General features: G+C 58.2%; 25 protein-coding genes. 13 read left to right on the top strand and 12 right to left on the bottom strand.

Features of this window, described 5'->3' with window-relative positions; all coding sequences use genetic code 11:
* The 5 genes from Q0M35_RS09800 to Q0M35_RS09780 form a co-directional block, all read right to left on the bottom strand.
* The coding region (locus tag Q0M35_RS09800; protein WP_295314656.1) for a LysM domain-containing protein at nt 1-596 on the bottom strand (596 nt) is incomplete at its 3' end.
* Between the two features lie 111 nt (nt 597-707).
* Nucleotides 708-1,322 carry a hypothetical protein gene (locus Q0M35_RS09795; protein ID WP_295314660.1) on the bottom strand — a complete coding sequence of 205 codons (615 nt, stop codon included), beginning with the start codon at nt 1,320-1,322 and terminating at the stop codon, nt 708-710.
* Nucleotides 1,323-1,339: 17 nt separating this feature from the next.
* The gene (locus Q0M35_RS09790) at nt 1,340-1,777 is read right to left on the bottom strand and encodes a VOC family protein (RefSeq protein ID WP_295314655.1); all 438 of its coding nucleotides are present in this window, start codon (nt 1,775-1,777) and stop codon (nt 1,340-1,342) included.
* Between the two features lie 11 nt (nt 1,778-1,788).
* On the bottom strand, nt 1,789-2,544 hold the full coding sequence (locus Q0M35_RS09785) for an alpha/beta hydrolase (protein ID WP_295314653.1): 756 nt from the start codon (nt 2,542-2,544) through the stop codon (nt 1,789-1,791).
* Nucleotides 2,545-3,012: 468 nt separating this feature from the next.
* Nucleotides 3,013-3,258, bottom strand: a complete 246-nt coding sequence (locus tag Q0M35_RS09780) for a hypothetical protein (RefSeq protein WP_295314651.1) — start codon at nt 3,256-3,258, stop codon at nt 3,013-3,015.
* Between the two features lie 191 nt (nt 3,259-3,449).
* Here Q0M35_RS09780 and thrS point away from each other — a divergent pair, with 191 nt between their 5' ends.
* From thrS to Q0M35_RS09755, 5 genes are all read left to right on the top strand, one after another.
* Nucleotides 3,450-5,408, top strand: a complete 1,959-nt coding sequence (thrS, locus tag Q0M35_RS09775) for a threonine--tRNA ligase (protein WP_295314649.1) — start codon at nt 3,450-3,452, stop codon at nt 5,406-5,408.
* A 205-nt stretch (nt 5,409-5,613) separates the two neighbouring features.
* Entirely contained in the window at nt 5,614-5,919 is a 306-nt protein-coding gene (locus tag Q0M35_RS09770; protein WP_295314647.1) for a DUF2282 domain-containing protein, read from the top strand.
* A 95-nt stretch (nt 5,920-6,014) separates the two neighbouring features.
* The gene (locus Q0M35_RS09765) at nt 6,015-6,869 is read left to right on the top strand and encodes a DUF692 domain-containing protein (RefSeq protein WP_295314645.1); all 855 of its coding nucleotides are present in this window, start codon (nt 6,015-6,017) and stop codon (nt 6,867-6,869) included.
* The gene (locus tag Q0M35_RS09760; RefSeq protein ID WP_295314644.1) at nt 6,866-7,624 is read left to right on the top strand and encodes a DNA-binding domain-containing protein; all 759 of its coding nucleotides are present in this window, start codon (nt 6,866-6,868) and stop codon (nt 7,622-7,624) included. The genes Q0M35_RS09765 and Q0M35_RS09760 overlap by 4 nt, the downstream gene beginning before the upstream one ends.
* On the top strand, nt 7,621-8,166 hold the full coding sequence (locus Q0M35_RS09755) for a DoxX family protein (RefSeq protein ID WP_295314643.1): 546 nt from the start codon (nt 7,621-7,623) through the stop codon (nt 8,164-8,166). Before Q0M35_RS09760 ends, Q0M35_RS09755 begins: the two co-directional genes overlap by 4 nt.
* 5 nt (nt 8,167-8,171) lie before the next feature.
* On the opposite strand, the gene Q0M35_RS09750 is transcribed toward Q0M35_RS09755, so the two are convergent.
* Nucleotides 8,172-8,489 carry an ArsC/Spx/MgsR family protein gene (locus Q0M35_RS09750; protein ID WP_295314641.1) on the bottom strand — a complete coding sequence of 106 codons (318 nt, stop codon included), beginning with the start codon at nt 8,487-8,489 and terminating at the stop codon, nt 8,172-8,174.
* A gap of 193 nt (nt 8,490-8,682) precedes the next feature.
* Here Q0M35_RS09750 and Q0M35_RS09745 point away from each other — a divergent pair, with 193 nt between their 5' ends.
* Nucleotides 8,683-8,889: a cold-shock protein gene (locus tag Q0M35_RS09745; protein WP_295314639.1), complete on the top strand. Its 207-nt coding sequence runs from the start codon at nt 8,683-8,685 to the stop codon at nt 8,887-8,889.
* 91 nt (nt 8,890-8,980) lie between these two features.
* Here the strand turns inward: Q0M35_RS09745 and Q0M35_RS09740 are convergent, their stop codons facing one another.
* Genes Q0M35_RS09740 through Q0M35_RS09730 form a run of 3 tightly spaced genes read right to left on the bottom strand, consistent with a single transcriptional unit; the run spans nt 8,981 to nt 11,554 of the window.
* Nucleotides 8,981-10,168, bottom strand: coding sequence for a cytochrome P450 (locus tag Q0M35_RS09740; RefSeq protein WP_295314637.1), 1,188 nt, complete (start codon nt 10,166-10,168; stop codon nt 8,981-8,983).
* A gap of 59 nt (nt 10,169-10,227) precedes the next feature.
* Nucleotides 10,228-10,728: a dihydrofolate reductase gene (locus tag Q0M35_RS09735; RefSeq protein ID WP_295314635.1), complete on the bottom strand. Its 501-nt coding sequence runs from the start codon at nt 10,726-10,728 to the stop codon at nt 10,228-10,230.
* A 1-nt stretch (nt 10,729) separates the two neighbouring features.
* Nucleotides 10,730-11,554 carry a thymidylate synthase gene (locus Q0M35_RS09730; RefSeq protein WP_295314633.1) on the bottom strand — a complete coding sequence of 275 codons (825 nt, stop codon included), beginning with the start codon at nt 11,552-11,554 and terminating at the stop codon, nt 10,730-10,732.
* 211 nt (nt 11,555-11,765) lie between these two features.
* Between Q0M35_RS09730 and Q0M35_RS09725 the strand changes: the two genes are divergently transcribed.
* Genes Q0M35_RS09725 through Q0M35_RS09715 form a run of 3 tightly spaced genes read left to right on the top strand, consistent with a single transcriptional unit; the run spans nt 11,766 to nt 13,614 of the window.
* Entirely contained in the window at nt 11,766-12,194 is a 429-nt protein-coding gene (locus tag Q0M35_RS09725; RefSeq protein ID WP_295314631.1) for a VOC family protein, read from the top strand.
* The gene (locus Q0M35_RS09720) at nt 12,191-12,895 is read left to right on the top strand and encodes a DUF1194 domain-containing protein (protein ID WP_295314658.1); all 705 of its coding nucleotides are present in this window, start codon (nt 12,191-12,193) and stop codon (nt 12,893-12,895) included. Before Q0M35_RS09725 ends, Q0M35_RS09720 begins: the two co-directional genes overlap by 4 nt.
* A gap of 5 nt (nt 12,896-12,900) precedes the next feature.
* On the top strand, nt 12,901-13,614 hold the full coding sequence (locus Q0M35_RS09715; protein WP_295314630.1) for a DUF1194 domain-containing protein: 714 nt from the start codon (nt 12,901-12,903) through the stop codon (nt 13,612-13,614).
* On the opposite strand, the gene Q0M35_RS09710 is transcribed toward Q0M35_RS09715, so the two are convergent.
* The 3 genes from Q0M35_RS09710 to Q0M35_RS09700 all read right to left on the bottom strand — a co-directional run bounded on the left by Q0M35_RS09710 (nt 13,608) and on the right by Q0M35_RS09700 (nt 14,871).
* Nucleotides 13,608-14,120 (bottom strand): winged helix DNA-binding protein, encoded by a 513-nt coding sequence (locus Q0M35_RS09710; RefSeq protein ID WP_169641320.1) that lies wholly within the window; start codon nt 14,118-14,120, stop codon nt 13,608-13,610. The two genes, Q0M35_RS09715 and Q0M35_RS09710, sit on opposite strands and share 7 nt — an antisense overlap.
* A 93-nt stretch (nt 14,121-14,213) precedes the next feature.
* Nucleotides 14,214-14,480 (bottom strand): succinate dehydrogenase assembly factor 2, encoded by a 267-nt coding sequence (locus Q0M35_RS09705; protein ID WP_295314627.1) that lies wholly within the window; start codon nt 14,478-14,480, stop codon nt 14,214-14,216.
* The gene (locus tag Q0M35_RS09700) at nt 14,473-14,871 is read right to left on the bottom strand and encodes a helix-turn-helix domain-containing protein (protein WP_295314625.1); all 399 of its coding nucleotides are present in this window, start codon (nt 14,869-14,871) and stop codon (nt 14,473-14,475) included. Before Q0M35_RS09700 ends, Q0M35_RS09705 begins: the two co-directional genes overlap by 8 nt.
* A gap of 88 nt (nt 14,872-14,959) precedes the next feature.
* Here Q0M35_RS09700 and Q0M35_RS09695 point away from each other — a divergent pair, with 88 nt between their 5' ends.
* The 4 genes from Q0M35_RS09695 to Q0M35_RS09680 form a co-directional block, all read left to right on the top strand.
* Nucleotides 14,960-16,165, top strand: coding sequence for a pyridoxal phosphate-dependent aminotransferase (locus Q0M35_RS09695; protein WP_295314623.1), 1,206 nt, complete (start codon nt 14,960-14,962; stop codon nt 16,163-16,165).
* A 10-nt stretch (nt 16,166-16,175) separates the two neighbouring features.
* On the top strand, nt 16,176-16,586 hold the full coding sequence (locus Q0M35_RS09690) for a hypothetical protein (RefSeq protein ID WP_295314621.1): 411 nt from the start codon (nt 16,176-16,178) through the stop codon (nt 16,584-16,586).
* Nucleotides 16,587-16,869: 283 nt separating this feature from the next.
* Nucleotides 16,870-18,024 (top strand): ABC transporter substrate-binding protein, encoded by a 1,155-nt coding sequence (locus Q0M35_RS09685; RefSeq protein WP_295314619.1) that lies wholly within the window; start codon nt 16,870-16,872, stop codon nt 18,022-18,024.
* Between the two features lie 291 nt (nt 18,025-18,315).
* Nucleotides 18,316-20,720: HAMP domain-containing methyl-accepting chemotaxis protein (locus tag Q0M35_RS09680; protein WP_295314617.1), on the top strand; the 2,405-nt coding region annotated here is incomplete at its 3' end.

Below are 20,720 nucleotides of genomic sequence, written 5' to 3'. Positions count from 1 at the left end.
AGCGGATCGGAATAGAGGAAATCCTGGCAGAAAGTGCTGCGCGCACCGGGTGGGCAATCAGGCCGAATGACAGGGAAAATCAGATCGGACACCAGCGCTGCATCAGCGATGCCGGGACCGCTGAATTCCACGTCCCGGCCGGGAAGGCCTGCATGAAGTGATTTCCGGATGAGTTCTGTTATCATGCCACCCCCTGCCCGTCGGGCATCGACAAAGGGCGGCAGGGTGGCGGTCTGTGTCACGATAACCGGCGCGGGCGGAGTGGGTTTCACCTCGGGTCCGACAGGGTCGGTCAGGAGGAGCGGCACCGGATCGGCGTCAGTCAGTTCCGGTGCAGTCGTGCCTCGGTCCTCGTCGCCAAAGCATGGCAGCGACAGACGGCTACCGACAAAAATACGATCAGGGTCCGGTCCGATGACGTCCCGGTTCGCCGCGTAAAGATCAGTCCACAAAAAAGCGTTGTTGTACTGACGCGCGGCGATCGCCGAGAGGCTGTCTCCGGGGCGCACCTGATAGCTCTTCCCGCAGGCCTGCGCCGCGGCGATGCCAGCAAATCCCGCAAACAGAACAGACGACAGCACCAGCGCCCTGAACATGAATCACTCCCCCGAAACATCGGACAGTCTGCGCAAAAGGCGGCGTGAGGGTCAACAATCAATCTACATATGGTGTCAGAATTACGGGTTATCCACAAGATAACCGATCCTTCACGGGTAAGCGATCCCACGCAGGGGCGGGAAATCCGCATAGCGCGCTTTGCGGTCCGCCGCTGTCTCACTACTTTGTTCACCGGCGCGCAAGAGCATCCCCCGGGGAGCGATATAGCTTGAAATCGTGCGCTGAGGTACTGGTCGCCAGGTCAGATTAAGCGCCGCGAGTTTTGGGAAAAACCACATCTCGGAATAGGGCAGATGGTCGTGGATCCACCACGCGAGATCGCGCCAGTCGCTGCCCGCAGCATAGCGTTCCGCGAACCACGGCACCACAAGAGACGTGCCCGCAACCGCCTCATCTGCCGAGCCGCGATCCCATATGTGGCATTCAAGTGGGTTATCGTTGCGTGCGCAGTTAAGACCGTTTTCGTTACCGAACCTGTTCAGAGCAGCCGAACGGTAGCCTGAGCGGATGGCGATGCGTCCGAAGGTTTCTTCCAGCGGATCAAGCAGTTCTGTGCAGAGCCGGCGACCGTTTTCGATGGCGAGATCAGGATCGTCTGGAATGTTCGGAATACCATGAAAGTTACTGATCTCCGAGCACAGGAAATCGCGCATATAGAAATGTCTGGAAAGACGTACACGCCCGAGGGTCTCGAGGCTCCGCATGCTGGCCGGGCGACGCATCAGTCCACCTCTCCGTATCCGGTCCGGCGGAACGCGCCATCAGCGCGCTGGGGAGAGACAGGATTATAAGCGATCTCCCGGATGAGGCCTTCGGGATCAGCGAAGTATCCGTGGTGCCTGCCACGGAAGACGTCCTGTGCAGGTTTGAGGATGCGCCCTCCGGCCACGTCGGCACGTCCCGGAAGTACCGCGACCTCATCTTTCGTACGCAGATTATGCGCCAGCGTCACGGCACCCCGGCCAAGGGTCCCCGGCGACGCGCCGATGTCTTCGGCCGGTTTGCCGATCGGGCAGAGACCCGACGTCTGTCCGTGGAGATCAAATGCAACCACTCCGTGAGGTGCCGGTGTCCGCTTCCAGCCAGGGCTTTCGTGAAATTCCGCCAGCGACGCTATGTCTGTGGCGCCAGGGGTAATCAGGCCGATGCGCTGGTCCATTCCGGTGCCTTTCAGCTGTCAGCAAGGGTGAGCACATCGGTCACAGCAGCCTCAACAAGCCCCAGGCAGGGCCCGTCGGAAAACCGATGATCTGCATCTTTGACCAGCAACAGTCGCATGTCCGGGCTTGTCGCGTGATCCAGAAGGCGCAGCGCTGTCTGCGTGCTCACCGCAGTATCGGCCGTTCCCTGAAGGCAGCGGACGGCAAAGGGCAGATCAAGCGGTGAGCGCAGAACGAGGTTGTCGCGGCCGTCGGCTATCATGCGCTGTGTGACCACGTAGGGCTCCATGTAATCGGACGGCAGCTCGACGCGCCCTTCTGTCTTAAGCTGTGTTTTTTGCGTATCCGAAAAGGACGCCCAGTAGCCGTCTTCGGTGAAATCAGGCGCCGCTGCAATCGTGACCAGGCCGGCGATGCTTTCAGGCACGGCCCGGGCCAGTAACAGTGCCTGCCAGCCCCCCATTGATGAACCCACCGGGACCATGGGACCGGGAATCAGCGCATCGGTAATGGCGCGCGTATCCTCTGCCCAGTCGCCGATTGCACCATCCTCAAACTCACCGGATGAAAGGCCGTGGCCAGAGTAATCAAATCGCAGAAAAGCACGCCCCTTACTGCGCGCCCAGGCCTCAAGATGCAGTGCTTTAGTGCCCTCCATATCGGACTTCAGACCACCCAGGAACACGACGCAGGGCCCCTCACCCGGAGTGAAGTGATAAGCCAGCCGCCTGCCTTGTTGCGTTTCGAAAAATTCAGGTGAGGTCATGCGCACATCCTTTTGGCAATGATGCGTCAGCGCGGCGGGCTATCGCAACGCCAAACTGACAACTCACGTGACCGACTGAAAGCATAGAGTTAAACAGGGGTTGGTTTTCAAAGCTCTTACCGATCCGTTGTGCAGGCGACTGCCCGACTGCCTGCGCGCCAGCCCCGGTCAGAGCCTTTCCCGGTTGTCTGACCAGTGCGGGATTCAGCACTTTGGCATAATGAGCCACCCGGGCGTGCTGCAGAAGGCCCGGGTGATCGCGACCGGTAAAAAGGGGCGGTTCAAACAAATGCCCGACGGGCCCCGACGGTTTTCCCGAATGGAACAACCGGGCGCATCCTGATTTGCCGGAACCGCTTGTCACTTTTGCAGATTTGGTTCTCGTCGGTAACCAGCCGGTTGCCTGCGTTGCTTCGAGTTGGCGGCGGCTGACTTTGTATCACAGGTACGGATGTAACCTGAGCGGGATCAGCCGCTGACGTAGGGGGTCGTGCCCGGGCGGTAGAACACTTTCTGATTGTGAAGCCGGCCGAGCAGTTCTTCGTTTTCGCGCTGGTCGGCTTCAATTACCGACACAGACTGAAGATCGGCCGGGTTCTCATCAGAGAGTGCAAGCCGCATCCGGCAAAGCTCGCGCCCGCGCGCACGCAGCGCCTCTTCGATCAGGTCCACGTCATGAATGCTCAGCTCGAAGTTTTTGTTGTAGCGCGGCATGTCAGACTCCAGGTGCCCACCGACCCGATGCCGGTATGTCGGATTTAACATGTAAAACGTCGCGGTCAACGTATTCTTCGGTATACTCATCCCGGCCCGGCTTGACACCCCGGCGCCCTTGCGGCATCGAGCAGGCAAATAACCCGCAACCGGGCGTCTCGTAGGCGCCAGACCGACGAGGAGTGCCCGCGATGGCCCCGAAAGACGCTGTAGTCTCTCTCACTTTTCCCGATGGCAGTTCAAGACAGTTCGAAGCAGGTGTGACTGCCGGCGACGTTGCCGCGAGCATCTCGACCTCGCTGCGCAAAAAAGCCATCAGCGCGACGGTTGACGGTGAGCATTATGATCTGGCCTGGCCCATCGAACAGGACGCGGCCATTGCCATTCACACCATGCAGGACGAAGTTCAGGCAAACGAGCTGATCCGCCACGATCTGGCGCATATCATGGCCCGCGCCGTTCAGGAGATATGGCCCGACACCAAGGTGACCATCGGCCCCGTGATCAGGGACGGCTGGTATTACGACTTTGACCGCGCAGAGCCCTTCACCCCCGAAGATCTCGGCCTGATCGAAAAAAAGATGAAGGACATCATCAACAAGCGTGATCCGGTCACCACCGAAGTCTGGGATCGTGCACGCGCAATCAGCCACTACGAAGATCTGAACGAGCCCTATAAGGTCGAGCTGATCAACGGCATTCCCGGGGATGAGCCGCTGCGGATGTACTGGCATGGCGACTGGCAGGATCTGTGTCGTGGTCCGCATCTGCAACACACCGGTCAGGTGCCGGGAGATGCCTTCAAACTGATGTCGATCGCGGGCGCTTACTGGCGCGGCGACAGCGACCGGGCAATGCTGCAGCGGATTTACGGCGTGGCCTTTACCGGCAAGGAAAAGCTGCGCGCGCATCTGCACATGCTGGAGGAGGCCGCCAAACGCGACCACCGCAAGCTCGGCCGCGAGATGGATCTCTTTCACATGCAGGAAGAGGCGCCAGGCCAGGTGTTCTGGCATCCCAACGGCTGGCAGATTTATACCGAACTGCAGGATTACATGCGCCGCCAGCAGCGCCGCGGCGGCTATGTCGAGGTGAACACACCGCAGGTCGTTGACCGCAAACTCTGGGAGGCCTCAGGGCACTGGGAGAAATACCAGGAGCATATGTTCATCGTCGAGGTGGACGAGGAGCATGCCCGCGAAAAAGCTGTGAATGCGCTCAAGCCGATGAACTGTCCCTGCCACGTTCAGATTTTCAATCAGGGGCTTAAATCCTACCGCGACCTGCCGCTGCGTATGGCCGAATTCGGGTCGTGCAACCGGTATGAGCCGTCGGGCGCTCTGCACGGCATCATGCGCGTGCGCGGATTTACTCAGGACGACGGGCATATTTTCTGCTCAGAAGATCAGATCGAAGAAGAAACTGCCGTCTATATCGACTATCTCTCGACCATTTACCGCGACCTCGGGTTCGAGAAGTTCCGGGTGAAATTCTCTGACCGGCCTGAAAAACGGTCAGGATCTGACGCGGTATGGGACAAGGCTGAAGAGGCTCTTCTTGCTGCGACCCGCAAAGCCGGTATCGAGCCCGAGATGAACCCCGGTGAAGGTGCATTTTACGGACCCAAGCTGGAGTTTGTGCTGACAGATGCCATCGGACGGGACTGGCAGTGCGGAACCCATCAGGTTGATTTCGTGCTGCCCGAGCGACTTGATGCGACGTTCATCGGGGCCGATGGCAACAAGCACCGGCCAGTGATGCTGCACCGCGCCTGTCTTGGATCTTTCGAGCGTTTCATCGGTATCCTGATCGAAGAACATGCCGGTAAGCTGCCCTTCTGGCTTGCTCCGCGTCAGGTCGTGGTGGCCTCGATTATCTCGGATGCGAACGAATATGTGGACGAGGTCGTGAGAGATCTGCGCGCCGCAGGCGTGCGCGCCGAGGCTGATACCCGCAACGAAAAGATCAACTACAAGGTCCGGGAGCATTCCGTTGGCAAAGTTCCGGTCATTCTGGCGGTCGGCGCGCGTGAAGTAGAGGAACGAACTGTCACGGTCCGGCGTCTGGGCGAGAAACAGACTGCTGTAGAGTCTCTGGAGGCTGTAACAAAGACGCTTTCACGCGACGCCACGCCACCTGATCTGCTGTAACATTTCTGCGCTCCGGCGCAGCACGGGGCCGGAAGACGGGCGGGATTGTAACAATTCCGCCCGTTTTTGCGTGAATTGCCCGGTCCAGGCTGACAGGGCACTGACGCCGGTGTGACACACAGGGACGTGAATGGTATGTTTATTGCGCACCGTCTAATTTCAGGGATGTCACTGCCGTAACGGCACGCAATAAGGGAAAATGACCATGTCCAGTACGATGAAAACAGTTGCAATCGCCAGTGCCGTCGCCGCAGCCCTGGTCGGCCAGACAACAACAGTCGCCGAGGCCGCCGCAAAAGAAAAATGTTATGGCGTATCGCTCGCGGGCGCCAATGACTGTGCGGCCGGTCCGGGTACAACCTGCGCCGGGACTTCGACGGTTGATTACCAGGGCAACGCATGGACGCTTGTCGATGCCGGCACCTGCATGGAAATCGAATTGCCAGAAATGGCCGACGGTACACCCCGCGAAGGCTCGCTTGAAGAGCTTGATCGCGATCTGCCGGCATAACCGGTCACCTTCTGAAATCCGGCCCGGCGGTTTTCCATCGCCCGGCCGGGACACCCTGAATACCCCCGCTGAGGCTTCAGACTTCGGAGTGCCCCATGCTTGATACCTCTGGGCGATATGACCACCTGCCGGATGCTCCCGGCGTTGGCTATAAACCGCAGCATTTCACCGATCTGATGCGCGATCCGGGGCCGGTTGCCTGGCTTGAAATCCATGCTGAAAACTACATGGGTGACGGCGGGCGCCCGCTGGCTCAACTGCGCGCCCTTTCGGAAATATTTGCGATCTCCGTACATGGTGTCGGCCTGAGCATCGGGGGCGAAGCCCGTCCAGACCCCGACCATCTGGCACGGCTCAGACATCTGACAGGCTGGCTGAAACCGTCGAGCTTTTCCGAGCATCTGGCGTGGTCGACGCACGGGGCAGAGTTCATGAACGACCTGCTCCCCCTGCCCTATACAGGCGCGACGCTGACGCGCGTCGCCGCGCACATTGACGAGGTGCAGTCCGCCCTGGGGTGCCGCATGCTTCTGGAAAACCCGTCGAGCTATCTGGCCTTTGCTGAAAGCACCTGGTCGGAAACCGACTTTCTGAAAGAACTGGCGAAGCGCACCGGCTGCGGGCTGCTGCTGGACATCAATAACGTCTTTATTTCGGCGACAAATCTTGGCTACTCGCCCCGAGAGTATATAGACGCCTTCCCGCTGGACGCTGTGGGTGAAATGCACGTCGGCGGGCACGATGAAGACAAGGATGACGACGGCGGTCCGCTGCTGATCGACAGTCATGCAAAGCCGGTGGTCGATCCGGTCTGGGCGCTGTTGCGGCACACGCTCGCCGCATCAGGGCCAAAGCCCGTGCTTGTGGAATGGGATAATGACGTGCCCGACTGGCCGGTGCTGCGAGATGAGGCGCGACGCGCGTCCGACATTCTGCAGCCAGCGGAATGACCGTCACCGAGGCACAGTTTCGCGAAGCGCTGCTTGATCCGGACGCGCCGGTGCCCGCGGGGCTCGTATCTGCAACCGGTGCGCCGGCCGGCGCGCGGTATTCGGTCTATCGCAACAATGTAACTGTTTCGCTCTGCCAGGCGCTCGCGACAGCCTTTCCGCTGGTGGCAAAACTGCTGGGACCGGAAAACTTCGCGGGCCTTTCAAAACTCTATGTCCGTCAGCATCCGCCGACCTCGCAGCTGATGATGTTTTACGGCACTGAATTTCCGGAATTTCTGGGCGGAATCGCATCGCTTGCGCATCTGGGGTATTTGCCCGACTGCGCGCGGCTGGATCTGGCGCTAAGGCAATCCTATCATGCGGCTGATGGGGTGGCTCTCGATCCGGCGGAACTACAGATGGATCCGGCTCTGCTGGCCGGTCTGCGCCTGGCACCTGCACCGGCCACGCGGGTGCTGCGCTCGTCATGGCCCCTGTTTGATCTTTGGCGCTACAACACCGAGGCAGGTGCGCCCAAACCGCGCGCCGTGGCGCAGGATGTGTTGATTACACGACCGGAATTTGACCCGGTGCCGGTGCTGCTTCCCGCCGGGGCCGCGGCCTGGCTTGACGCGCTGGCCCGGGGCATGACTCTCGGAGAGGCCAATGACGCGGCTCTGCGTGACACTGCTGATTTCGACCTCTCAGCGGCTCTTTCGACAGCCCTGCAAACCAAGTCGCTGAGCACTCTCAAAAAGGACAAGACCCTATGATTTCCCTGCACAATGCCATCTTTGACCGGCTGTCGCGCGCAGACTGGCTGCTTTCAACGCTGGCGCGGCTGATATTCGCGGGAACACTGCTGATCTACTTCTGGGTTTCGGGCATGACCAAGCTCGGAGAAGGTTTTGCCGGGCTCTTTTCACCCTCCGTCGGCGCTTATGCCCAGATTTTCCCCAAAGCGATGGAGGCCGTGACATATGACGTCACGCAGCTTTCACCCTTTCACACAGCGGTTGTACTGGCCGGGACATGGGCTGAATTTATCCTGCCGGCGCTGATCGTGCTGGGCCTGCTGACCCGACTGTCCGCCCTCGGCATGATCGGTTTTATCATCGTCCAGTCGCTGACCGATCTTTATGGCCACGGCGGTATTGCGCACAGGGAAACGGTGGGCGCCTGGTTTGACAGGATACCCGACGGGGTCATTCTGGATCAGCGCGCGTTCTGGGTTTTTCTGCTTGTGGTTCTGGTGGTCAAGGGCGCGGGGCCCCTGTCGCTCGACAATGCGCTGCGGCGCGCACCACAGCCCTGAACCGGTCAGCCTACGCCGAGGGCCGTCTGAACATCGCGGGTCCATCCAAGATACATCGCGTCCCCATCGGTGATCAGCGGACGCTTCATTACGGCAGGGTGTGATTGCAGCAAACTGAGCGGACCTGCATCTTTCTGCAGGTCGCTCAGGCCCCGCCATGTGGCAGAACGTGTGTTGAGAAGCGCATCACCAAAGCGATCATGGGCTGCTTTGAGCACATTTTCGGGTACACCGTCTGCCCGGACGTCCACAAATTCAGCATCGGGCAGCAATTTCAGCGCCTTACGGCAGGTATCGCAGTTTTTCAGCCCGTAAAGATGCATAATATTTCCTCACTCATGGAATAACATAGACGTGAATCCGGGAGGTTTCTGCCCGTTTTCCTTGATTTTTAGCCGCAAAAGGCAATCTCTGAAAGTACCGGGCATGCGAATTTCTGAATATCTGTGCCCTGAATGAAGGATGCAGCGCTGCCCGGGCAGCCTGCAAAGTTAAGTAAAAGGAGGCACGGAAAACATGCCTACTGGCACCGTGAAATGGTTTAACACCACCAAGGGCTATGGGTTCATAGCACCAGAAGGCGGCGGATCGGATGTTTTTGTCCATATTTCCGCTGTCGAAAGATCGGGGCTTACCGGCCTCGCTGACGACCAGAAAGTGAACTTCGAGCTTGCAGAGGGCCGCGATGGCAGACAGATGGCGAGCGACCTGAAGCTGCTCTGACGCGTCCGCCGGCCCGGTCCCGCACCGGAAATACCGGTCTTCCTGAACGACATGGCTGCGCGCAAATGTTACGTGCGCGGCCCGATATCTTTCAGCGCCCCGACAGATCCGCACGGAGCGCTGAAAATCCGTGAAACCGGATACGGCCGCCGGGCACACGCCGGGTTATTTCGAAGTGCGGAAATCTCTCCAGGAAACGGGCCAGTGCGATCCGCGCTTCCAGCCTTGCCAGCGTCAGACCGATACAGACATGCGGACCCGCCGCGAACGCAAGGTGCCGGTTGGGGTTACGGGTCATGTCGAACCGCCCGGGCGCCTCAAACACCGTCGGGTCCCGGTTTGCCGCACCAATGCACAGGTGAAGGTTGGTGCCGGCCGGTATGGTCCGGCCACCAAACCCGACGTCCTTGGTGGTCTGTCGGTTGCCGAACTGATTGGGCGAGCGGAACCGCAGCACTTCCTCGACAAACCCGTGGATCCGGTCCGGCGCCGCAAGCAGATCACGACGCGCATTTTCATCATCACAGAGCAGAGCGAGACTGTTTCCGATAAGGTTGGCAGTGGTTTCATGGCCTGCATTCAGAATGAAAATACAGTTCTGCACCAGTTCGTCTTCGCTCAGACGCCCGTCTGTTTCGCCCGCAATAAGGCGGGTCAGTACGTCGGTCTGCGCATCACCGGGGGCCTGCCGCCGGCGGGCGATCAAGTCTTTCAGAAAGGCGCTGAATTCTGTGACAGCAGCGTTCCCCGAGTGGCGCTGCGCGGCCGAGGTGACAGGCTCCAGCGCGCCCAGTATCGCAAGGGACCAGTCGCGCAACGGGCCACGCTCTGATAAAGGTATGTCCAGAAGATTGCCGATGACTTCGATCGGAATGCGTGCTGCGAAATCGCCGATCAGATCTGGGCGGGCGGGCAACTCTCCGAGAAGACGTTGCACCGAGGTCTCCAGCGCCGGCTCCATCCGCGCGATCGCTTTGGGCGCGAGTGCCGACGACATTATCCCGCGGACCCGGCTGTGCAGGGGCGGGTCGTTAAACACAAGGCTCGTTGTGTGGTGGCGGTAAAGGGGCGAGCCCTCGCCAAACCTGGGTCCGAATACTGATTTCTTATCGGAGATATAAAGCGATGTGTCGCGGTAGATCACTGACAGATCCGCGTGCCCTGAAATCACAAATGATCCGTCCGGTTGCGGGCAAACGCGCGCACGGGTCAGCAACTGGTCGTATACAGGGAACGGATCCGAGGCGAAACCGGGGGGAGGATCGGCAAGGTTAAACATGTGCCGGGCGGGTGTGCATAAGGTATCGTCCTGCCAGACATGCGCGGTCGGTCACGTCGTCAGGACCCGCGGTTTGTGCGCGAGCCGGCGCGAACCAGTTCGCGCACCTGACAGGCGGGGCCCTCCGTGCGCAGGTCAAAACGTCTGAGTTCTGTCCACTCTGCAGGGTCAACCTCCGGAAAGAATGTGTCTGCTGCAGCAATATCAGTGTCGACCTCGGTGATCACCATCCTGTCGGCCAGTGGCATCAGTCCGGCGTAAACCGCCTCGCCACCGACGCCGTAAATCCGTGTGTAGCCCGCGCCATAGCAATCCCGGACCGCGGTCGGAAGATCCTGACGCACCATATCAGCGAGGCTGGCATCGCGCGAGATCACACAGTTCAGCCGGCGCGGCAGCGGTCTGACCGGCAGGCTGTGCCATGTTCTGCGGCCCATGATCAGCGCGCCGCCGAGAGTCTCGCGCTGAAACAGCCTGAGGTCCTCCGGCACATTCCATGGAATTTCGTTGTTTTTGCCGATTGCGCCGTTGCGCGCGCGGGCGACCACAAGTGTCAGCATATCAAACGGCGACCGGGGCTTTTATCGCCGGAAGCGGGTCGTAATTAAGAAACTCGAAATCTTCATACCGGAAGTCAAAAACCGAAGACACGTCGCGCCTCAGCCGGAGCTGCGGCAGGGGCTTTGGGTCGCGTGACAGCTGTGTCTGCACCTGGTCCATATGATTGGAATAGATATGTGCATCGCCCATCGTGTGCACAAAATCGCCCGGCTCATAACCCGTGACATGCGCCAGCATCACCTGCAAAAGGGCATATGATGCGATGTTGAACGGCACGCCCAGAAACATGTCGGCCGACCGCTGGTAAAGTTGCAGATGCAGCTTGCCACCGATGATCCGCACCTGCCAGAGCGTGTGACAGGGCGGCAGAGCCATCTGGTCCACCTCGCCGGGGTTCCAAGCAGATACGATCAGCCGGCGACTGTCCGGTGTGTCGCGGATTGCGCGGATCAGCGTTTCGATCTGATCCACCTCGCCGATCAGTGCCCGGGCATCGGTATCATCTGTTTTTGTGATTTTGGGAAAATGCCGCCACTGGTGGCCATAAACAGGGCCAAGATCGCCATTTTCATCAGCCCATTCATCCCAGATCGAGACGCCGTTTTCCTTCAGGTAACGGATGTTCGTATCGCCTGACAGAAACCACAGCAGCTCATGAACAATGGACCGCAGGTGCAGCTTTTTCGTGGTAACAAGCGGAAACCCATCGCTGAGAGGATAGCGGCACTGCAGCCCGAAGTACGACGTTGTCCCGGTCCCGGTCCTGTCCGTAGAGGCGGTGCCTTTCTCAAGAACGGTGCGCAGCGCGTCATGGTATTGTTGCAAGGTTCGTCTCCCCGGTTGCCGACGCAGTCACAGACTCGTTCCCTCACCAGACATATCCGCAAAGAAACGACGGCGCAAAGCGATGACTGCGGGGGCCGGATCGAAAAAAGCAGCACCAGGACCGGGCTGTCACGAATCGGTGCGCCCGGGTGGCAACCCCGCGCGGGCATGCTAGAATTACACACAACGTCAGAAATACAGGAGTAACAGCGTGAGCCTTAAATATCTGCACACCATGGTCCGGGTGAAAGACCTCGACGCGTCGGTCGAATTCTACAAGCTGCTCGGGCTTAAAGAGACACGGCGTTATGATAACGAAAAGGGGCGGTTTACGCTTTTGTTCATGGCCCCCCCCGGTCAGGAAGAGTGTCCCATCGAGCTGACGTATAACTGGGATGGCGACGACGCCCTGCCCGATGACAGCCGCCATTTCGGGCATCTGGCCTATCGCGTGGACAATATTTACGAGATGTGTCAGACGCTTATGGACGCAGGAATTACAATCAACCGTCCACCGCGCGACGGTCATATGGCATTTGTCCGGTCACCCGACAACATTTCGATCGAGCTTCTTCAGGAAGGCGATGATCTGCCACCTGCCGAACCCTGGTCCAGCATGGAAAACACCGGGCATTGGTGATCCGGCAGGCCTGTTTTGCGGTTGTTCTGTCAGCCGGCAGTGCGCCGGCTGACGGGTGCCGGCTGGCGCTCATTCTGGCACTTGATGTCTCAAGCTCGGTTGATGCCTCGGAAGATGCGCTGCAGCGGGGGGGATTGGTTTCCGCGTTGACCGCCCCGGAAGTATCGGCTGCTTTCTTCGCCACCAGTCAGCCCGTAGCACTTGCGGTATTTGAGTGGTCGGGACGCTATAATCAGGAGCTGATCCTGGACTGGACCCTGATCAACAGCCCGGCGTCGCTCCTGCGCGTAGCCGGGATCGTTGCGCGGTCCAAGAGAAGCCATAATGATTTCCCTACTGCGATGGGTTATGCTCTGGGCTATGGCGCAGGGCTGTTGGAGCGGGCGCCACAGTGTCTGTACAAGACCATCGATATCTCGGGCGACGGGCAGAACAACGAAGGATTCAGTCCGCGACAGGCCTATGCCGCATTTCCTTTTGACGGCGTCACGGTGAACGGGCTGGTGGTCAATGGCGCAGATTACGAAGCCGAGACCGGGCTGATCGCCTTTTACAAAAGCCAGGTTGTTTACGGGCCTGGTGCCTTTGTGGAGATTGCTCAGGGCTTTGAGGATTACGAACGTGCAATGCGCCGCAAACTTGAGCGCGAGCTGACCCCGCCAGTCATCGGGGCTGCGCCAGGGGTGCCGCCGAAAGGATGACGAGGATGCGTGCCGCGATCATTGCAGCCGCTCTGTCCTGCGGTCTCGCGCAGGGTGCAACCGCTCAGTGCCGGCAGGCACTGGCACTCGGGCTCGATGTTTCAGGGTCGGTTGATCTGCGCGAGTACCGGTTACAGCTGGACGGGCTGGTTGCCGCGCTGAACGATCCTGAGGTAATGCAGGTCCTGCTGGCGCAGCCCGGCGCGCCCGTATCGATGCTTGTTTTTGAATGGAGCGGGCCTGACGATCAGATTGTGCTGGTGCCCTGGACCGCAATCACTGATCACGATGATCTCCGCGACATCAGTCTGACACTCGCTCGGGCGGAACGTCGCGTTTCCACGCCGGGAACAGCCCTCGGCACTGCCATGCAGTTTGGCGCAGCACTTCTGGCGGGCCGGAGTGATTGCTGGAAGCGGACGCTTGATATCTCCGGAGACGGCAAATCCAATCAGGGTCCGCGACCGCGTGACGTAAGAGATCATGTCGCGACCGGTGGCCTTACGATAAACGGGCTTGTGATCGGTGCAGATGCGCCCGCCTACGGAGACAGGCGTCAGTCAGATATCGGCGAACTCTCCTCATATTTCAGGGCAGAGGTGATCGCCGGGCCGGATGCTTTTGTACAGACGGCCCTTGGGTTTGAGGATTATCAGGCAGCCATGACACAGAAACTGCTCAGGGAACTCAGCGTGCTGGCCATCGGCGCGCTTCAGTAAATGTAACGGATCTGATCAGACCAGTAGCGCTCCATGCGTTTAAGCGAGCGGGTGATGTCATCAATTCCGGTCGGGCCCAGAACACCTTTATCCTCGAGGCCTTCCGCGTGACGCGCAAAAAGAGCTGCCACGACATCACGGATTTTGCATCCTTTATCGGTGAGCTTCACTCGCACCGACCGGCGGTCGATCTCGCAGCGCTGATGATGCATAAACCCCATATCCACCAGCTTTTTCAGGTTATAGCTGACGTTGCTTCCCTGATAGTAGCCACGGCTTTTAAGCTCACCGGCGGTGACTTCGTGATCGCCGATGTTGAACAATAACAGCGCCTGGACTGCATTGATCTCAAGCACGCCGACGCGTTCGAACTCATCTTTTATAACATCCAGAAGCAGCCGGTGCAGCCGCTCGACAAGCGACAGGGCCTCAAGGTAGTTCACCATAAAGCCCTGTGTCTGCCCCGACGCGGCAAGCGGTGCCGGGATCTGATCCTGAATACTCATAAACACGCTCCGATTCATTTTGTGTGACCAGAAAATGAGTCGGAAAGGCCAATATTTCGTTAAAAACCCGGAAAAACTGCGCGCGTTGTGTTTTCAGGTCCCGACCTGAGGGAGTTGATCCACGATTTCGGAGATCATTTCAGCGTAGGTGTCCGGAGTTGCAACCTGCCCTGTAACCCATTGATAAAGATCATGATCATTTTCGCTGAGCATGGCATCATAGACGGTCAGACCGGTATCACTCATGGCGTCGAGATTCGCTTCTGCAAAGCGCTGCAGGATAAGATCCATTTCTTTGATGCCACGGCGCATCGAGCGCATTTTCAGGCGCCGGATTTTATGATCACGCGGCTCAGTCATGAACCTCAGCCACCAACGTCAGACGCAGCTTTTTTTCCAGTCGGCCAAGTTGTTCCACCCGCGCCGACATATCCGCCCGGATTTCACGGATTTCGTTGAGCAACTCGTGTGATGATGACGGCAGATCCGCCTCACCCGCAGGGGCTTCAAGACCGGCGCCCTCGCCGTTGATAAGCCACATGATTGATACGTTAAGCAGCCCCGCCATCATCGACAAACGGTTCGCGCGCGGCTCGCTCAGGTCATCTTCCCATGCGCGCAGTGATGCTGATTTGACACCCAGACGGCGCGCCAGTTCACTCTGGCTCATACCGGCCGTTTCCCGTGCGGCTGCTACTCTGTCGCCAAATGTAGCCGTCTCAGGCCCGTACCAGTCATGAACGTCATTCATTCTGAAATCTCCTTTATGCCGATCCCGCTTGATCGGGGCGGGGTCCCCCCCTATGAATGCGCCTCAGTCCTATCAACCGGAGGCTGCTATGGAATTGCTTTCTGCGACACTTGCTCGTGTCAAACCGTCCCCAACAATCGCCGTGACCACGAAAGCCGCCGAGCTCAAAGCCGCCGGACGGGATGTGATCGGTCTTGGCGCAGGCGAGCCGGATTTTGACACCCCGCAGAATATCAAAGAGGCAGCCATCTCGGCGATCAACTCCGGCAAAACCAAATATACCGCCGTCGACGGAATTCCAGAGCTGAAGCAGGCGATCTGCGATAAATTCAAGCGCGACAACGGTCTCACCTACACTCCCTCCCAGGTCAGTGTGGGTACAGGTGGTAAACAAATCCTTTACAACGCACTGATGGCAACACTCAACCCCGGTGAAGAGGTTGTGATCCCCGCACCCTACTGGGTGAGCTACCCGGATATGGTGCTGCTGGCCGGTGGTGAGCCGGTCATTGCGACCGCCACGCTGGAGCAGGATTTCAAACTGACCCCCGAAGCGCTTGAGGCTGCGATCACGCCAAAAACAAAATGGTTCATTTTTAACTCTCCCAGCAACCCGACAGGTGCCGGATATGACCGTGACGAGCTCAAAGCGCTGACCGATGTGCTGATGCGCCATCCGCATGTCTGGGTAATGACTGACGATATGTACGAGCATCTGGCCTATGATGATTTTACGTTCTGCACACCGGCCGAGGTGGAACCTGGTCTTTTTGACCGCACGCTGACGGTGAACGGCGTGTCCAAAGCCTATGCGATGACCGGCTGGCGGATCGGATATGCTGCGGGGCCGGAAAAACTCATAGCTGCGATGCGAAAAATCCAGTCGCAAAGTACCTCGAATCCCTGCTCTGTCAGCCAGTGGGCCGCTGTCGAAGCGCTGAACGGCCCGCAGGATTATATCGCATCGAACAATGAAATATTCGTGCGCCGCCGCAATCTGGTGGTTGAGATGCTGAGTGCCATCGACGGTGTAACCTGTCCGACGCCCGAAGGCGCTTTTTACGTCTATCCTTCAATTGCCGGTCTCATCGGCAAAACGTCCGCAGGTGGGGCGAAGATCACTGACGATGAATCCTTTGCGGCGGCCCTTCTCGAAGAAGCCGGAGTTGCCGTTGTTTTCGGTGCGGCCTTCGGCCTGAGCCCGAATTTCCGGGTGAGCTATGCGACCTCGGACACAGCGCTGAAAGAGGCCTGCACGCGCATCCAGACCTTTTGTGCAGGGTTGACGGACTGAGGAGCGAGGTATGAGCGGCGACCTGCCAGAGTACTATTTCCGGGTACGCGAGAACGGTGCGGCAGTCTTTCGGGTCGATACCGGCAACCGCCAGCGCCGCATTGATATGGACCAGATCGCCTTCGCCAATATCCGCAACGGCGAGATCCGCCCGCAGGGCAACCGCGAGCTTTCCCAGGGCGATCTCGACGAAATCAGATCCTGGATGGCAGCGCGTCGCGATATTCTTGCCGCACGGGATCTGGACGATATCCGAAGGGCGATTGACCACCTGAACCTGACGGCCCAGTGGGCGCAATCAAAGGCGGAACCCGACGAGCTTGAGGCCATAACCGATGAGCTTTTGCTGGCGATGCACGATCTGCGCTCGGTTCTGGTGCGCAAAAAAGCCGACCGGCTACAGGAGCAGTCAGACGGGTAAAACATTTTTCTGCGGCGTCATCCGTCATCACGCGACTGCAAAATACAGACATTGCAATCGTTGTTTGGGAAGGAAAACCAGGGTTCAGGCTATTACCCCACACTCAAAATATCACCTAACCCCCTGAAAGATATATTATTCCGGCACATCACAAGACTGACGTGCCTTTGTCTGATCGTCCACCGGGGCGGCTTCACCACAGCGATCCGCAGGATGTTAAATCTTTTTTCAATACTGACGGGCTAACAGGGTGCAGTTTCAACAGTATCCGGGATTCTCAAAAATGTTCAGTTTAACGCGAATGACAGCTCTCGCTGCAGCCCTTGTTGTGGCCGGCCCTCTCGCCGCCGGGCAGGGCGTCACAGACAACACCATCAACCTCGCGCAGGTCGCGGCAATGGATGGCCCCGCCGGCGCGCTGGGGACCGGCATGCGGCAGGGGATGATGGCGGCCTTTGAAGAAGCCAACCGTGCAGGTGGCATCAACGGGCGTATGATTTCGCTGACCAGCATTGATGATGGTTATGAACCTGACCGCTCGATCACCGAAACGCGGTCAGTGATCGACAGCGGCGACTACCTGGCCCTCGTCGGACCCGTTGGCACACCGACCACCAAAGCCACCCAGCCAATTGCGACTGACGCCGGGATGCCCATGATCGCACCTTTCACGGGCGCCGGATTCCTGCGCGCACCTGAGTTGTCGAATGTCGTAAATGTCCGCGCCACCTATGACGCAGAGACGCAGGCGTGGATTGATCATCTGGTCGATGTCGAGGGTCTGACTGACATAGCGATTCTTTATCAGGATGACGGTTTCGGCCGGGTCGGCCTGTCAGGTGTGACTAAGGCACTCGAAGCGCGGGGCATGTCTCTGGTTGCTGAAGGCAGCTACACCCGCAATACCGTCGCTGTGAAATCGGCGCTTCTGGAAATCCGCAAGGCGAAACCGCAGGCGGTTGTCATGGTGGGTGCTTATAAGCCTTTGGCAGAATTCGTAAAACTTTCGCGCAAGATGAAAATGGATGTCACCTTTGTGACGATTTCTTTTGTCGGGTCAAAAGCACTGGCAACCGAGCTTGGTGCGGATGGTGATGGCGTGATCATCAGTCAGGTGGTTCCCCAGCCATGGGACAGCAACCTGCCTGTGGTGGCCGAGTACCAGGCCGCACTTTCAGCACTCGATGCGACAGCCGAACCGGGTTTCGTTTCGCTTGAAGGCTATGTTGCCGGTCGCCTGACAATCGAAGGCTTGCGCAAAGCCGGTCAGGACCTCACCAGGGAAACTTTTATGGCAGCGATGAGCTCGCTTGGCACAGTAGATATGGGCGGCATGGTTATGACTTTCGGGCCGGGCGACAATCAGGGCTCTGACGACGTTTTCCTCACGCGCATTGAAGCAGACGGTTCGTTCACCGCAATGCGCCCCGGCAGCTGACAAAATCCTGTTTCCGGGTGCCCGCTGAATTGCGGGCACCTGCAAAACGTTGCCGGCTGATCCGGTCAGAGCAAAAGAACAGAATTAATTGAGGTAAAAATGCGCAGCACCCTTTCAGATTTCTTTGGTTCGGTTCTGGTCAGACTGCTTCTGATTTTCGGTTCGCTGGCTGCGATGACGGCAGCCGCAATCGTGATCGGCTGGATGGTCTTTCAGTCTATTGCGACGAACATGGCTGTTCTGTCAGAAGAACGCCTGCCCGAATTGCGTGACAGTGCAGGGGTCGTCTCCGTGACTGACCGGCTGCGCGCTGTGCTTTCCGATATTCTGATCGCGTCTGAACCGGAAAATCTGGAAAAGCTGGCGTTCAAAACATCGTTGATCCTCGGAGACATCCGGACAGCTGCGGAAGCCTTCGGGCCCGAACAACAGACTGAGCTGACGGGCAAGATCGACAGGGTGGCTGCAGCGCTCAAAACCCTCACCGCCGCGCGCGGCGAAGAGTTCCGCAGTGCGGAAGGGGTCGCTAAAGCTGTGCAATCTGCGCTCGAACTGGCAAATGAGGCGACGGTGCTTCTGACCACCGCCACCGATGATGCCTATTTCGATCTTGTGATCGGCGCGGAAGATACAATCAGCAGCATCGACGCCACGCTGACTCAGCTCATCGAGAAAGACTTTATAATTTTTCAGGCAGCTCTTGGCGCGCGTTCGGAAGTCAATCTGTTGTCCGGCATTGCACTGAGTATCCTTCAGACGCGTGACACGGCCATGGTGACGATTTTGCAGGATCTGGGAAGCGCAGCATCAGAGCGCCTGGGTATCTTTGCTGCGCAAATTGACGAAGCCGGTACCATCGCTGACCTCGCCGGAACCCTGACGGCGTCCAATGAATTTTTCAGCAGTACAATCGCGTCGCGCGGGCGCGGAACAGGAATCGCGGAGACCTTGTCGCAACGTCAGAGTGTGGATGCCGCACTCTCGTCAGCTCTCGACAGCCTTTATTTCGATTTCGTAATCAACAGCGAGTCCGCAAAGGAAGAGAACGCATCAGCTATACAGACTCTTATGGACGACCAGGTTACCCAGATCCGGGATCAGGCCGCAGTAGATGCCGCAACTAAGTCATTTTTCGCTGCGGCGATGCAATCGGCACTTGCCAGAGATCCCTATGAACTCAGTTTGCGGGAGGCTGAACTACAGTCGGCCGGTCAGCTTCTTACGGAAGCCAAATCAGAGATCAGTCCTGACATTGCAGCCCACCTCGATGCCATACTCGCGGTTGCTGATACAGAAACCGGAATATCAGCAATCCGTGCGTCCGCTTTTGACGCTCAGCGAAATGCTGCAGAAGCAACGACGGCTGCCGCCGAGGCTGTACGTGACATCGCGGTCGCCGTCAGTGAATTCGCGAGCGCGTCGCAAACGCAGATTGAGCTTGCAGCAGACCAACTGAACGCTGAAGTTTCCGCGGCGCGGCAGCGTATGCAACAAATCGGATTTCTAAGCCTCCTGATTGTACTGGCAGCGCCTGTTTTCGTGTGGCTGATGGTTACGAGACCCCTGAACCGGGTCACCGGCATTACTCAACGGCTTGCTGCCGGTGATCTTTCAGAAATCGAAGGTACTGAGCGTTACAAGGGGGAAATCGGGAAACTGACAAGAGCACTTCAGGTGTTCCGCGAAGGATCGCTAGAACGCCAGCGGATGCAGGAAGAGGAAAAAGCGCGACAGGCTGACTTGAACGAAGCAGAGCGGGAATCAGAAAAGCTGAAACGCGACGCGGAGATCGCCGCACAAAATGCAAAAGAATTGCGCGAGAGAGAAGAGCGCGAACGGGAAGAACAGGAGCGTGCGCGAGAGGAAGAACTTCGCCGTGCTGCAGAAGAAGAGCGCGAGGCGCGTGCCGAAGAGCAGGAAGTTGTCGTCTCGCAACTCGCGTCCAGTTTGAAAAGCTTGTCCGTCGGAGATCTCACGCACATAATCGAGACCGAATTTCCCGGGGAGTATGAAACGTTACGACAGGACTACAATGAGGCCGTCAGCAATCTTGCGGATCTTATCGGACGCATTGGCCTGAGTGCCGAAGTGATCGACTCATCCAGTGCGGAAATTGCGGCATCTTCTCTGGATCTCTCTCGCCGCACAGAGAACTCTGCTGCGACACTGGAGGAAACCGCTGCCGCTCTCAGTCAGATGACAAGCAGTGTTACTTCTGCAGCAGAAGGTGCATCCGATGCTTCTTCGACGGTTGAAGTTGTAAAACGCGATACGGAAGCAAGCCGCACAGTCATGCAGGATGCTGTTTCGGCAATGAGCGAAATCGAAGGATCTTCGCGCGATATCTCCAAGATTGTCGAAGTGATCGACTCAATTGCATTTCAGACAAATCTGCTAGCGCTCAACGCCGGTGTTGAAGCTGCGCGTGCGGGAGAAGCAGGTCGTGGCTTTGCAGTAGTAGCGTCTGAGGTTCGCATACTGGCGCACCGGTGTTCCGAGGCTGCTCTTCAAATCGGGACATTGATTACTCAGTCAACGGATCATGTCGAAAAAGGTGTTTCATTAATTGACCAGACCAACCAGGCCCTCTCCACAATTCTGGAAGGCATAACAAATGTCTCTCAGAATGTCTCCGAAATAGCAGTTTCTGCAAAAGAACAGTCAGGCGGTATCGGAGAGATCAATTCAGCGGTAGA

Source organism: Roseobacter sp. (assembly GCF_024639605.1).
Lineage (GTDB): Bacteria > Pseudomonadota > Alphaproteobacteria > Rhodobacterales > Rhodobacteraceae > Roseobacter.
Note: the sequence above shows the minus strand (reverse complement) of the source record. Positions and strands in the feature narration are given on the sequence as shown.

Bases quoted from the DNA above. Each gene is read 5' to 3' on its own strand.
- Q0M35_RS09710 (WP_169641320.1), bottom strand. From the start codon at position 14,120: ATGAGTATTCAGGATCAGATCCCGGCACCGCTTGCCGCGTCGGGGCAG.
- Q0M35_RS09785 (WP_295314653.1), bottom strand. From the start codon at position 2,544: ATGACCTCACCTGAATTTTTCGAAACGCAACAAGGCAGGCGGCTGGCT.
- Q0M35_RS09735 (WP_295314635.1), bottom strand. From the start codon at position 10,728: ATGCTGACACTTGTGGTCGCCCGCGCGCGCAACGGCGCAATCGGCAAA.
- Q0M35_RS09780 (WP_295314651.1), bottom strand. From the start codon at position 3,258: ATGCCGCGCTACAACAAAAACTTCGAGCTGAGCATTCATGACGTGGAC.
- Q0M35_RS09700 (WP_295314625.1), bottom strand. From the start codon at position 14,871: ATGAATGACGTTCATGACTGGTACGGGCCTGAGACGGCTACATTTGGC.
- Q0M35_RS09750 (WP_295314641.1), bottom strand. From the start codon at position 8,489: ATGCATCTTTACGGGCTGAAAAACTGCGATACCTGCCGTAAGGCGCTG.
- Q0M35_RS09755 (WP_295314643.1), top strand. From the start codon at position 7,621: ATGATTTCCCTGCACAATGCCATCTTTGACCGGCTGTCGCGCGCAGAC.
- thrS (WP_295314649.1), top strand. From the start codon at position 3,450: ATGGCCCCGAAAGACGCTGTAGTCTCTCTCACTTTTCCCGATGGCAGT.
- Q0M35_RS09790 (WP_295314655.1), bottom strand. From the start codon at position 1,777: ATGGACCAGCGCATCGGCCTGATTACCCCTGGCGCCACAGACATAGCG.
- Q0M35_RS09740 (WP_295314637.1), bottom strand. From the start codon at position 10,168: ATGTTTAACCTTGCCGATCCTCCCCCCGGTTTCGCCTCGGATCCGTTC.
- Q0M35_RS09760 (WP_295314644.1), top strand. From the start codon at position 6,866: ATGACCGTCACCGAGGCACAGTTTCGCGAAGCGCTGCTTGATCCGGAC.
- Q0M35_RS09745 (WP_295314639.1), top strand. From the start codon at position 8,683: ATGCCTACTGGCACCGTGAAATGGTTTAACACCACCAAGGGCTATGGG.
- Q0M35_RS09695 (WP_295314623.1), top strand. From the start codon at position 14,960: ATGGAATTGCTTTCTGCGACACTTGCTCGTGTCAAACCGTCCCCAACA.
- Q0M35_RS09690 (WP_295314621.1), top strand. From the start codon at position 16,176: ATGAGCGGCGACCTGCCAGAGTACTATTTCCGGGTACGCGAGAACGGT.
- Q0M35_RS09705 (WP_295314627.1), bottom strand. From the start codon at position 14,480: ATGACTGAGCCGCGTGATCATAAAATCCGGCGCCTGAAAATGCGCTCG.
- Q0M35_RS09765 (WP_295314645.1), top strand. From the start codon at position 6,015: ATGCTTGATACCTCTGGGCGATATGACCACCTGCCGGATGCTCCCGGC.
- Q0M35_RS09715 (WP_295314630.1), top strand. From the start codon at position 12,901: ATGCGTGCCGCGATCATTGCAGCCGCTCTGTCCTGCGGTCTCGCGCAG.
- Q0M35_RS09770 (WP_295314647.1), top strand. From the start codon at position 5,614: ATGTCCAGTACGATGAAAACAGTTGCAATCGCCAGTGCCGTCGCCGCA.
- Q0M35_RS09795 (WP_295314660.1), bottom strand. From the start codon at position 1,322: ATGCGGAGCCTCGAGACCCTCGGGCGTGTACGTCTTTCCAGACATTTC.
- Q0M35_RS09685 (WP_295314619.1), top strand. From the start codon at position 16,870: ATGTTCAGTTTAACGCGAATGACAGCTCTCGCTGCAGCCCTTGTTGTG.